General features: G+C 46.6%; 17 protein-coding genes. 9 read left to right on the top strand and 8 right to left on the bottom strand.

The window, feature by feature from the left end; all coding sequences use genetic code 11:
• Positions 1 to 453: 453 nt before the first annotated feature.
• Both V7K48_RS11500 and V7K48_RS11495 read left to right on the top strand, forming a co-directional pair.
• Positions 454 to 1,362 (top strand): ion channel, encoded by a 909-nt coding sequence (locus V7K48_RS11500; protein ID WP_335072472.1) that lies wholly within the window; start codon positions 454 to 456, stop codon positions 1,360 to 1,362.
• A gap of 54 nt (positions 1,363 to 1,416) precedes the next feature.
• The gene (locus V7K48_RS11495) at positions 1,417 to 1,611 is read left to right on the top strand and encodes a hypothetical protein (protein ID WP_335072470.1); all 195 of its coding nucleotides are present in this window, start codon (positions 1,417 to 1,419) and stop codon (positions 1,609 to 1,611) included.
• An 11-nt stretch (positions 1,612 to 1,622) separates the two neighbouring features.
• On the opposite strand, the gene V7K48_RS11490 is transcribed toward V7K48_RS11495, so the two are convergent.
• Both V7K48_RS11490 and V7K48_RS11485 read right to left on the bottom strand, forming a co-directional pair.
• Positions 1,623 to 2,474, bottom strand: a complete 852-nt coding sequence (locus V7K48_RS11490; RefSeq protein WP_335072468.1) for an SDR family NAD(P)-dependent oxidoreductase — start codon at positions 2,472 to 2,474, stop codon at positions 1,623 to 1,625.
• Between the two features lie 617 nt (positions 2,475 to 3,091).
• Complete coding sequence (locus V7K48_RS11485) at positions 3,092 to 3,655, bottom strand: hypothetical protein (protein WP_335072466.1); 564 nt, start codon at positions 3,653 to 3,655, stop codon at positions 3,092 to 3,094.
• Here V7K48_RS11485 and V7K48_RS11480 point away from each other — a divergent pair.
• Positions 3,654 to 3,881, top strand: a complete 228-nt coding sequence (locus tag V7K48_RS11480) for a hypothetical protein (protein WP_335072463.1) — start codon at positions 3,654 to 3,656, stop codon at positions 3,879 to 3,881. The genes V7K48_RS11485 and V7K48_RS11480 overlap by 2 nt on opposite strands.
• Here the strand turns inward: V7K48_RS11480 and V7K48_RS11475 are convergent.
• The 6 genes from V7K48_RS11475 to V7K48_RS11450 all read right to left on the bottom strand — a co-directional run bounded on the left by V7K48_RS11475 (position 3,840) and on the right by V7K48_RS11450 (position 8,434).
• Positions 3,840 to 6,260, bottom strand: coding sequence for an AAA family ATPase (locus V7K48_RS11475; protein WP_335072461.1), 2,421 nt, complete (start codon positions 6,258 to 6,260; stop codon positions 3,840 to 3,842). The genes V7K48_RS11480 and V7K48_RS11475 overlap by 42 nt on opposite strands.
• Entirely contained in the window at positions 6,257 to 6,502 is a 246-nt protein-coding gene (locus tag V7K48_RS11470; protein ID WP_335072459.1) for a hypothetical protein, read from the bottom strand. The genes V7K48_RS11475 and V7K48_RS11470 overlap by 4 nt, the downstream gene beginning before the upstream one ends.
• Before the next feature lie 635 nt (positions 6,503 to 7,137).
• Positions 7,138 to 7,452, bottom strand: a complete 315-nt coding sequence (locus V7K48_RS11465; RefSeq protein WP_335072457.1) for a hypothetical protein — start codon at positions 7,450 to 7,452, stop codon at positions 7,138 to 7,140.
• A 180-nt stretch (positions 7,453 to 7,632) separates the two neighbouring features.
• Positions 7,633 to 7,953 carry a hypothetical protein gene (locus V7K48_RS11460; protein ID WP_335072455.1) on the bottom strand — a complete coding sequence of 107 codons (321 nt, stop codon included), beginning with the start codon at positions 7,951 to 7,953 and terminating at the stop codon, positions 7,633 to 7,635.
• Positions 7,950 to 8,135 (bottom strand): plasmid partition protein ParG, encoded by a 186-nt coding sequence (locus V7K48_RS11455; protein WP_335072453.1) that lies wholly within the window; start codon positions 8,133 to 8,135, stop codon positions 7,950 to 7,952. The genes V7K48_RS11460 and V7K48_RS11455 overlap by 4 nt, the downstream gene beginning before the upstream one ends.
• 128 nt (positions 8,136 to 8,263) lie before the next feature.
• Positions 8,264 to 8,434: a ribbon-helix-helix domain-containing protein gene (locus V7K48_RS11450; protein ID WP_335072451.1), complete on the bottom strand. Its 171-nt coding sequence runs from the start codon at positions 8,432 to 8,434 to the stop codon at positions 8,264 to 8,266.
• Positions 8,435 to 8,661: 227 nt separating this feature from the next.
• On the opposite strand from V7K48_RS11450, the gene V7K48_RS11445 reads away from it, so the two are divergent.
• From V7K48_RS11445 to V7K48_RS11420, 6 genes are all read left to right on the top strand, one after another.
• A complete protein-coding gene (locus V7K48_RS11445; RefSeq protein WP_335072449.1) occupies positions 8,662 to 9,024 on the top strand; it encodes a hypothetical protein in 363 nt (120 codons plus the stop codon).
• Positions 9,025 to 9,124: 100 nt separating this feature from the next.
• Positions 9,125 to 9,355, top strand: coding sequence for a hypothetical protein (locus V7K48_RS11440; protein WP_335072447.1), 231 nt, complete (start codon positions 9,125 to 9,127; stop codon positions 9,353 to 9,355).
• On the top strand, positions 9,291 to 9,551 hold the full coding sequence (locus V7K48_RS11435) for a hypothetical protein (protein ID WP_335072445.1): 261 nt from the start codon (positions 9,291 to 9,293) through the stop codon (positions 9,549 to 9,551). The genes V7K48_RS11440 and V7K48_RS11435 overlap by 65 nt, the downstream gene beginning before the upstream one ends.
• 36 nt (positions 9,552 to 9,587) lie before the next feature.
• The gene (locus V7K48_RS11430; RefSeq protein ID WP_335072443.1) at positions 9,588 to 9,773 is read left to right on the top strand and encodes a hypothetical protein; all 186 of its coding nucleotides are present in this window, start codon (positions 9,588 to 9,590) and stop codon (positions 9,771 to 9,773) included.
• A complete protein-coding gene (locus V7K48_RS11425; protein WP_335072441.1) occupies positions 9,757 to 10,134 on the top strand; it encodes a hypothetical protein in 378 nt (125 codons plus the stop codon). Before V7K48_RS11430 ends, V7K48_RS11425 begins: the two co-directional genes overlap by 17 nt.
• Positions 10,131 to 11,384 carry a hypothetical protein gene (locus V7K48_RS11420; RefSeq protein ID WP_335072439.1) on the top strand — a complete coding sequence of 418 codons (1,254 nt, stop codon included), beginning with the start codon at positions 10,131 to 10,133 and terminating at the stop codon, positions 11,382 to 11,384. Before V7K48_RS11425 ends, V7K48_RS11420 begins: the two co-directional genes overlap by 4 nt.
• Positions 11,385 to 11,508: the final 124 nt, after the last annotated feature.

Genomic DNA, 11,508 nt, shown 5'->3' with positions numbered 1-11,508 from the left:
TTAAATTAAGCTGAAACCGTTAACTGGTAATAAGTTGAGGAGTTGAACTAATTCCTTAGCGTACAATTTTCCCGTTTTGGCACAGTCCTGCCATAATCAACCCTGGCTATCTAGGCAATCGCATTCCTGGATCACTGTCGTTGTATTCGCTTTCACTTGCTGTTTGGCGAAACCTCAACTACTTTTGTAGTGTTTTTGTAGTAAAAAAAATGATTTCTAGTTCATAATGCCGCCATTTAAAAGGGTTGGACTGGGACATGAGAGCTTTCCAGACAGGATCTTCTCACCCTACTACCTGCTGCTTCTGTTTTTGCAACGTAACCACCTTTGAGGATTGACCGTACTTGCTGCTGGTTGTTCAGTTTCGGATGTTGAGAGTTTGATCGCTGCTACAGTCCACAATTCTTAAACTGAGGATGAAATCACTTTAGCTTCTTGAGGGAAGAAAATTTGATGAACTCTCTTTTTGCCAAACTCAGCACCCGCCGTCGCCGTCCTCGTCGTGTCCAAATTCACATTCAAGATGGACGCTTTAACATTGTCGGGATGAATGCTTGGTATTCTCATTGGCGTGATCCCTATCATTTGATTCTGACAATTCCCTGGCAAGGATTTGCTGCTTTGGTTGTCGGAGCTTACCTGAGTACAAATGTAATGTTTGCGCTGCTATTTCTAGCCGGAGGAGACTGCGTTGCAAATGCAGCTCCAGGTTCGTTTTGGGATTGCTTCTTTTTTAGCGTGCAGACGTTGGGTTCGATCGGGTATGGCGCAATGTTTCCTCAAACTGTTTATGCAAATACAGTTGTTATGATCGAATCAATGTCTAGCCTGATCGGGATCGCGATGTTAACCGGGTTAGCCTTTGCACGGTTCTCTAACCCGACTGCACGAGTGGTCTTTACTGAAGTAGCAACCATCTCGCCGCACGAGTCAGTGCCCACTTTGAGCTTTCGCATGGCAAATCAGCGCAGCAATCAGATATTAGAAGCTCAGCTTAAAGTTTATTTACTGCGAGATGAAGTAACCGCAGAAGGACAATATATTCGTCGGATTTACGACTTGTCTCTGGTTCGCAGTCACTCACCGAGTTTCGCCTTATCGTGGCTTGTACTGCACCCAATCGACGAATCTAGCCCCCTGTCTGGCGTGACAGCGGAAGCGTTAGTTGAAACTAATAGCATCATTGTTGTCAGCCTCAGTGGTGTCGATGAGACGGTCACTCAGATGATGTATGCCCGTCATACTTATGCTCCTCAAGATATTCTTTGGAACTATCGCTTTAAGAATTTGGTGTATAAAGCGCCCGATGGCGATCGCTACTTGGACTACAAGCACTTCCATGATGTGATGCCACTTCAGTAAGTTTCCGAACCTTGATTTGGCTCGTGGTCTGATTGGGGAGATCCAAATAATAAAATGCCCAGCCGTATAAAATATATTTTGGCTCGACCCAAGGATTTAGGCGCTTTCGCCCCGTTTGCGATCGCGTCTCTGAAAGAGAAGGGCTTTCATCGACGGCTGGGCATTTTATTTCGAGTAAGTGCCTTGAATCCGCAGCGCCCTCTGCTCAAATTATTTCTCAGGAGGACGGGTTTTAAACCGCAATTTTGATAGCATCACCTCTAGGTTTTTTGAGCGAACGCCTCGAACAATTGTGCATAATCTGGATGCCAGCGAGAGAGAGGGGGGCGATTCTCGACAATATCGCCTGCGGCCCAAAGGATGCGTCGCTCATCGAGCTGACGATGCACATCATTATCAGGGCAGAGAATATAAAAGTCTCCAACGTCCAGCCGCTCCATCATGAAGTCGATGGTCTGCTCCGAAGTCCAGGCACTTGGCGGCTTCTCGGTGCGACCTGACGCAGCCAGGTTTGTGAACACAAAGCCGGGAATCAACAGGTGCGCGCTGATTTTACAGTTTGGCGTGTTGCGGAGTTCATGCTGTAGGGACTCCGTGAAAGCCTTCACACCAGCCTTGGAGAGATTGTAGGCCGGATCACCAGGCGGGGTGGTAATTCCTTGTTTTGAACCTGTGTTGATGACCAGGCCTGGCCGACCACGCCCAATCATGCTCGGCACAAAGACTTGAGTGCCGTTGATCACGCCCCAAAGGTTGACATCTAGCACGCGCTGCCAGTTCTCACCAGAACCGAAGATGCTGCTGCCAGTCTTGATACCAGCATTGTTCATGAGAATATCTGTGCCACCGAAGCGATCGCGTACTGCGGCCTCAAGCTTGCGTAGGTCATCGACACGACTGACATCCGTCTCCATAGTTAACACGTCGTCCACTCGACCATTTGCTTCGATCGCAATCTCTTCAGCCGCGCCACGTAGCCGATCCGCATTTACGTCAGCAATGCAGACACGGAGTCCGAGCTGTGCGAACTGCTTGGCCGCTGCCAATCCAATCCCGGCAGCACCGCCTGTGACAGTGGCAACAGCTCCTTTAGTGAGGGCAGGATGAGTCATTTTTAAATCTTTTTTCTTTGAGGTGGATGTTGTAGTGAAAATCTAACGACATTCTTTCTATATAGTAGTAATACCATTTCACGAAAAATCTGATACAGATGTAAACCATCAAAGCTTTGCTGCATCTTGCGTTTTTTCATTGCGTTAGCGCAGCGCAAAGCCGGAGACGCTCCGCCTCCAGTTAGCGAGTCCGCGTTCGCGCAGCGTCTCGTAGAGAGCGTCATTGCGTTAGCGTAGCGTAGCCCATTGCAAATCGTGAATTGGTATAAGCATCCTCCAGCTCTGTTAGAGAATTTAGCATATATATTTTCAACTGGTAACAAGCAACTTTTGGGAATTCGGTTGAATTTTGGGTTTTTAGCTCAAAAAAATTTAGCGTACTATGCGCGGTGATTCTAAAATAAAAATTCCGCAGATTCACCACAGATTTCACACAAAACTACCCGCGTGAATAGTTCGTTTGTCAATTCTCGCTCTCGAAATTTTTAAGAAAATTCTTCAACTGAGAAGATATCTTGATCTGCCTTTTCAAGGCAACCATGAAGGCGCTCCGCATCCCGTGTTTATAGCTATTACGAGCGCTAATCGCTTTCCCCTCTAGCGTCACCGGCCCCGCGCTATGCTGCCACGGTCGCCACTGCTGTATCAACTGCCTCTGCCTCTCCCTTGCTTGTAAAGTCCATCGGGGCATGGTTATTTGCCTCTAGTCGCTGCTTTAGTTCTTGTTGCTCTACCTGTAGCTGGTTGAGTTGTTGATTGACGTAGTTTTTTATAAACTGTGTGGGCTTTTTGGGGTTTTTGATTTCATGTAGCAGCGCTATGCACTTCCGCATTTCGGCTTGGCATTTTAGGCTGAGGCTTGCAAATTCTAAGGGCATCTGGGGAAAAACTCGCAGCACTTCTGGGGCCTCATATCCGCCGATCGCTTTATTCATAAAATTGGCCGCTAGCGTGTTGAGCATGGCGATTTGGGAATGCAAGATAAATTCGATGTCTGCCCAGTCGCCGTCTTTGGTGTTTTTCGTGCGTTCTAAAACGCCGTCGAGAATAGCGGTGAAATTTTCCGCTTCGGGCGGAAGCTTGCCAGCACGAGCTATTACCTGTGCCTGGGAGAAACCAGGGTGAGAGAAGCATTTCAAGTGGGCTTTGTTGGCGCTGACTTTGGTCGGTTTTTTATTCATGGTTCAGTTCTCTTCGTTTGCAGCAAACTACTTGAGCGATGGTGAACGCCTGGGGGAATGGGGGGGGAATAACGGGGGAATAGCGGGACTGCTTGCAGCAAGCCAGTCTAAGCGATGGCGGAATCATAGCGGAATTCTGGGCAAATTAGGGGCGTATCCGCGATCGCTACGACACAGCGACACTTTAAGATTGCGCGTAGTTTACCGCCGTAGGCATCGCTCTTAACCAATCCTGTCTACATATTGTTTCCTGGCGTGATTTACCAAAAGCCTGATATCTAATCATCGCTTTTACAAAGTACCCAGACTCAGATTCAATGCTCTCAATTGTTCCTTTGTACCATTGGCGATCGCTCTCACTCAAAAACTCAACCTTTTGCCCGCTTTTTAATACAGATTGGGCGATCACTTTATCTACCGTAATTATGTCCTGGGGGGGCGTTGCAAGAGTATCCCCTTCCCTTACCGTACTTTCCTCATAGTTAGTGTCAGATAAGACAGACTCGTTTTCAGCTTCAAAATACTCAACAGATAGAAAATTACCCCCTCCCCCTACATTTTCATCAGAGGTGTTGAGTATCGCTACGTTGCTTACTGTATCTACGTTTAAGGACTCAACAGGGTCGATTACCTGATTTGGGTGTTGAGTAATTTTTAAAGGGTGTTGAGTAATGTGTTGAGTATTTTGTAAGTATTGCTGGTTAATGGTTTCAGAGTCATACTCAACATTTGGATCATTATGTATAGGAGGGGGGGGGGTAGAGTTTTTTGTTGGCAACGTGTAAATGTTGTACCGCTTATCGCCTGGTGCTGGTTTACACGAGATTAGCCGTTTACTGACCATGCGGTTTAGGGTGGTGTAAACTCCTCTACCCTCTTCTTTCGTCATCCCCAAAAGCTCGATTATTTCGCTTCCACTCAACCCAGATTCATTGATTCCTAGAATATTGAGTATCCGCTCCCTGAGTGTTCCCTGCTCCTTCTCTTCTGGCGTATCGCTGCCTAGTCTCACCCAACTGTTATCTTCTGGGTTGAACTCAATATTGAATGTTTGTCCTTCTGTGTCACGGGCGAACACACTTAATACTCGCTTCGGATCTTTGGGGTCAATGATTAGTTTTTTCTTGTTGTTTGGGTCTTCTTTGGGGATATGGTCAAGTTGCCAAGTTCCCCACACCGCACCAGCGATCGCAGATGAACCACGAAGCCTGCCCACGCCCAATGCTTCACTATTTTTGTTGTTATGGTGAATTAAAATGCTTGATGCTCCATACCTCCCGCAGGTTTCCTTGAGGGTGTATATGTTGTCAGCGAACTCCGCGCTATTCTCACTAATCTGGGAACCGTGATTAATCCGCCGCAAACTATCCACTATCACCACATCCGGGCGAAAGTCCTCTAACTCCGCTTCCAGAACGCCCATCTGGTCAATTGTCCACTGTGACAGGACGCGGATATATTCTTTATCTTGGCGACGGAACCCGCGCTTGAGTAATTTGGACTTGGTGCTGTTTAGCGATTCATCAACAGAAATTAAAAGTACCTTACCCCGCTTGGTTGTTTCGCCTAAGAAATAGCTCTCACCAGTTGCGATCGCAAACGCTGCGTCAATTGCAAGTAACGTCTTCCCTGCCTTTGGACTGGCGGCCAAGATAACTGATTCTCCCCTGGGCAATAACTCTGGGATTACCCAGTCTATGCCTTTGCTCTCTAAATCAAATAGTTCATCTAGGTCATAAACCTTTACCTCTGGGGTAAAAGTGCGTTGCTTCATTGCGGCGATCGCTTGCGCCAACATAGCCGCGCTCATTTGATATCTGGGAGCCAGTAGCGCTTGTTGCCGAATGCGCTCTACTGGGTCGTCAATGCCTAATACATAAATTAAATCAAGCTTGAAGCGTTGCCCTCCCAATTCTCGCTTGAGTGGTTTGATTATCTTGCATTCCCAATCTCCACTGCCCATCCCGCAAGCCGCCCGAATTTCCTCTAATTTTAGATTGGACTCTAGCTCGTCTTGCTCTAAAAGCAAAATTTCTCTAGCTTTTTCAGATGCTTCTCTCAAAGAAAGTTTTTTGAGCTTAGAATCACCAGAGGTAGTCTGCCCCTCGTTTTCTAATTCGCGGATCAGATTATTCCAGTCATAGGATTTTTCATCGCACCGCACCCGAAGCGTACCAAGCTCTACAGTTCTTTTCGGCTCTTGCTCATAAGCCAATATTACTTTCGCTATCTCTGCCGCTTCTTTGAGAGATAGCTTCTCTTGCGATCGCCGTTCCAACCACTTTTCCCAAGGCTGACAAAATCCTACAATCTGACCAGATAACTCGCTTGCTGAGAGAGATTCATTCGCTGCCAGAGTTGCGATCGGCAGATGCGTCTCGTAAATTTCTGGGCTGTTACCAGACGAGAGGATTTGATAAATCGCCTTTCTTATGGCTGTTTCTGGCGTATCCTTATCCACCAAAATAATGTGCATCCCCTGCTCTAGAGTTTCAGGAATCTTGAGTAAATCACCAGTGGCAAACCGGCTAGAGAGAGAGACTATCGAGCCTAGATCGGCAGTCCAGAGATGCGGCATTAATGTGATTGTGGATGATGCAATCATGCTGTACCTCCAGCATTCATAACTGATGAGTTATGAATATTTTTATTGCCTGTATCAGCCTTTGAAAAAGCTTTTTGACTAAAATTCTTGTAGCTTGATAAACAATTTATTACTATATAGGTATTAATAAATTGCTTATTACTTTGGTTGCTTTTAGCTCTTGATAGTAGTGTAGAGTTAAGGTTGTGTACACCCATGCCATTGACATACAATGGGGGTACACCCGTGCTAATATGTTTCATTTGATTTTATGTGCGGGTTACGTGCGGGTTACGTGCGGCTTGTCCCATCTCACCAGTGTTCGCGGTCGCCAAACTTTGAAGCGCTGGTCAAGTGGGCTTGATCGATATAAAAAGAATAAAAGCAAAATTCCCCAGTAGTCTAGACTGCCGGGGAATTTTGCTTTTGGGCAATTAACAAGAGGGACTCGTCTTTAGATTGTGTGGCAATCAAATCCAAAAGGCACTTTCTGATTAGTGCGCTGCGTTTCATTCCCTTTTCCTTAGCTATGAATTCTAATTTCATAACGTCATCTCCTTTTAATTTGGTAGTGACACCAACATGATGTTTGCTCATAATATAACACTCAGTACGGGTGTATTATATTAACATTTTAGGACAATCAAACTGATTTGCCAGCCCAATTGAGAAAGTAATTTTTCTAACCTTATTTATTTCCTAAACTCAAACTTTAAAAAAGTTAATAAAATTGGGGCGATCGCCTCTCATAACAGTTTCGCCTGGTGACTTTTAAAGTTGATAGTTCAAGTTCGAGCTTTAAAATGCTCTTTCCACTACTTTATAAGTGTTCGATAGGATAATTCAACTGTTTACATTGCTGAAACAGCAAAAAATATACATCTATGCTTAATTTGATTTAAAAGCAGTCGCCTTTCTTTTTTGCTAAATAGCCGTTGGATAAATCCAAATAGATTACTTGGTATCTATCATGAAAGTGGTAAATAGCCCAGGAACAATTGTTCTTGAATGGAACGACAGAATCAGGGTTTGAGGGTTGTAGATGTCCACTACTGGACATGAAGAGGGTCGAAAGGCTGATTCTTCCGTGGGTAAATTCACAAAAGTTAATGCCTGTTAACGGTGCGTAGCTTGCCGCCGTAAGCATCGCGGTAAAAAGTCCAGGAACCACGGTTCCTGAAGTGCGATCGCAAACCTTCGATCCGCGATCCATTTCAACCAGGATTTTCTAGCGCAATACGGATCTAGCTTGTCAGTTTGAACTGGATAAAAAAGCGTAATCGTTTATTCCATAGCTGTTTACCGAATGATTGAAATAGCTAGATTTGTGGTCACTCGTTAGAAGAATCAGCAAATTCAGGAACCACGGTTCCTGAAGTGTGATTGGTCGAGGTCATGTTTGACCCTCCCCTTGTTGCCCAAATAAGTATTGGAGGATGCGCTGGTTTTCGGTCTGAATTCCCCTCATTACAGCCCGGTCAGCTTCTGCGTTTTCAACAAACCGTGTCATCAGTGCTGTCAATTGGTCAAGCCGTTCTTCAGCATTTAGTTGAGCAACTGCCAGACGGTCAACGTTACTCGTTGCCTGATCCATCCGCTCTACTAAGCGATTAATGGATTCACTGTTTCTTTCAGCCATCCTTGCCGTTGAAATTAGTAGCTCTTTGATGGTTTCCATTTCATCCTCCATCTGGTTTAGGCGCTCTGCGGTCATGCTACCCCCTTGCCCTTCTTAGGCGAAGAGGAGTCGTGTTCAGCTACGTAGTCCCTGACAAAATCTGAGACTACCTCGCTCATATTCTTTCCTTGCTTGGCACAAACCGCTTTGAAATTATTGCGTAACGATTCAGGCATAAAGACTCTTAACGAAATAATTTTTTCTTCTTCATTAGGCATAGCGGCAAGAAATGTTAATACTGTGCATCTAGCCTATTGTGTCACCATAACTGACTATAGATCGATAGCCAGTAATTGCACAAGTGTTAATGTGTGTCATGCTGCATATTGGGTTAGTTACTCTGCGCTCATGCTGTCCCTGCCCCCTTGCTCTTTTTGGATGAGGAGGTGGGTGGTTTTTGCTGTCTGGTTGCGATCGCCTCAGCAACAATTCGCTCAACTAAATTACTAACTGTTCTTCCCTCCTCTTCTGACCAAAGCTCCAAAGTCTGTTTAATTTCTTCGGAGCAAGTGAACATGATTCTTGGTTTCCTGGTTGCCATTATCAACACTTGTCTACACCATAATCCAAGCATAAAACCTGTAGCTTAAGCATAAGATTTTGCAGCCTAGTGTTGACAGTGGCAGCACACGTCAACTATGCTATCATCAACAACCCATAAACGCGCAAAACCTTTATCACACGGGACTTATAACCAAGTCACCGTGTCAGATTTTCATGTCTAAAATCACCTAAACAAAATCTATGGAAGCCACAGACACCGCAAAGAATAACGGTATTACTCAGCAAAACAATAGCAACGGAGCCAACAAACAACCCCAAGACAAGGCAAAGAAAGCCCGCAAACTCGTGGGCATCCCTACGGGCGCAGTGCTTTCATCCATGACGAACGTGCTTTACACCGCTCACGTCGCCAAAGATCCTGTTAATTGGGATGCCATTGAAAACTATCAGCCTTTCTCACCCGCCGCCGATGGTTCGCGATTGATGATTAAAGTTTCAAAAACCAAAGCCGTTGACCTCCGCACCCGCAAAAGTTCACCTGTGGGGTATGGTCAAGCGTACCCAGTCGATTTATCCACAACTCCTAGCAAGCCAGATTTTTAGACCTGCCCAATAATGACAAGCGATCGCACTAAGAGGCAGTTGGGCGATCGCCTCTCAATGGGTAGTCTCCACCGATTGAAAACTACACAACAAGAGAATTATGAACCAATCAGAATATCCAAGCAATGAGATCCACAAAGTTGGATTTCCAGAGGGTCAGTTATTAGCCAATGGGGCCACGGCTGAAGAGTGCGCTGAAATTTCTGCTGCATATCTTCAAGGCAAGCCACTGCCCACAAGCGAGAACGAAGTCATCAACCGAATCAATGACCGACTCACCCAAACCAGCGGCTACGGACAGTCAAGGGTTGGGCAAGCCGATGCAAAGTAGCAGTATTCCCCCAGAATGGTACGAAGCGGCTGCTGAGCTAGCAGCCCAAGAACTTGATTTTGATTTGCACTTAGCTGCGTGTGAATCGGAAATCAAGTATGGAATCAGCGCCAGCTTGGAACCAATGCCTCAACCAGATCCACAGCCGCTTGATAACTCGGTTTATAACTTCAACGCGATTCTAGACGCAGATTAACCATCAAGCCTCCAATTCCTGGGGGCCTCAAGTTTTATGAAAAGTGAAAACAATTTAACTTGGCTACTGATTGCAGTATCAGCGGTAGGTTTCACATTTTGGTATCAAGAGCAGGCAAGCGACCGTCAAGCCAGTATTCAGCAGGTACAGAGGGATTTGAGTAGCTGCCAGTCGGATTTCAAATCATTCAAAGATGGAGTGACCTATGGCAGAGGTAGATAATCAGCAGAAAATCACAGTTGAAATTCCAAGCGTTCGGGGCAATTTCGCCCCACTCTCCACTACACCCCAACAACCCAGCAGATTAGACCTTTTTCGACGTGGTTGGGTGGACGCGATCGCACTACCGGACAATTTACCGGACTTGGCTTTTCACCTTGCGGCACACATAACGATTCCCGCGCTGTTTAGCAGCTGTTGGGTAAGCCTGCCAATGCCATCATTTCTCCGGCTCTTAGTGTTGGGAGTGCTAGCCGTCGCTGGTGCTGTTCTCTGTTATTTACGGGAAGCAGTGCCAGAGGTGGATAAAGTACTGCTATTCCGTGTGGGATTAGTGGCGTTGGGGGTGTTGCTAGGACTATGACCGAATTGCACCCGTCACAACTGAGTCAACACCTACAAATGTACGCCCGTGCCAAGTGGTCATCCTGGGGAAGTTTAGCCATTAGCCTGGGGTTGCTCTCTTTAGGAGTTTCCTCAGACAAGAGCGTAAAACACTGTAAGACGTGGTTACTTGGGGCATCAGTCGCCACACTGGAGGTAGGACGACGGCAACGCCACACAGCAAAATTACTGCAAGAATCGCTCTTAGATATCGACCGGGTATCCCGCCTAAACTTTCAATCCTGGATGAATAAGCAAACCCAACCCACTGCACAGTTAGCTGTCACAGTCAACGCAATCAATCCCAATTGGCAGCCGGAAAACCTAATTACAGACCCGATAGAGTACGTTAACCGAGTTCAGAAACACGTTGCGCTGGTTGGCGGGACTGGGGACGGAAAATCAACCCAAGCTCAGTACTTCTCAACCCGCATTGGCGGTCAGGTCGTCGTTTACGACGTTGACTCAGCCAAAGGTGATTGGGCATGGGTGGAAGGCGACAACCTCATCGGTGATGGGGGATTGCCGGAAGTAAACAAGGCTATGGGTCTTGCGCTCGACCATCTAGAAAAGATGCGAGTGTACCGCAAGACAGTATCTAAGGACGTTCCCCAAGAGTTTGCACAGTTCTACATCGCTGAAGAGTTCCCGGTACTTGCTGATTGCGACAACGCAAGAGAATGGATCAGGCAACACGCCAAAGTAGGACGCAAGCGCAAGCAATTCATCATGGTTTTAGCGCAGAACGACACCGCGTCTAACTTTGCCCTCGAAGGCGACGCTGACATCCTAGATACTTGCTTTGTGCGTATCCGGCTAGGCAAAAAAGCACAAGACTACGCTCGAACTGCTCTCAAGTCTCCCCAATTGGAGCAATGGCTAAAAACTGGAGGAAAGAAACGGTTTCTGGTCGATGATTGCCCGTGTGAATTGGACTTAAGCACTTGGGGCATGGGTGCGACGCAAGAGCCACCCAGTACCAACAACAGCACTAATGACACCCCAACCACGTCACAGCAACCCCTCAATGAATACGAGCAAGCTATCCTCACCTGGGGTCAATCCCACGTGGGGGAACTGCTCAAGGCGCGGACGCTGCAACAGTCCATCCGTCTGTTCGCTGATGTGAGCGCTGAGGATATCCGTATTATGTTCCGAGCAATGGCTGATCGGGGTCTGGGAGAAGTGGACGGGGTGAGCGATCGCCTTGGTTGGAAGTGGTCTTCGTAAGTGTAGGCAACCGTCTACACTTAATCTACAACGTGCCTACAGAAAAGCAAATCCATTGTATGTGTGAGGTTAGTGCAATTAGAAGCCGAGTGTAGCCCACGTTTATTGCCGAGTGTATATCCCC

Origin of the sequence: Nostoc sp. (assembly GCF_036919615.1) — a bacterium.
Lineage (GTDB): Bacteria > Cyanobacteriota > Cyanobacteriia > Cyanobacteriales > Nostocaceae > Nostoc.
Note: the sequence above shows the minus strand (reverse complement) of the source record. Positions and strands in the feature narration are given on the sequence as shown.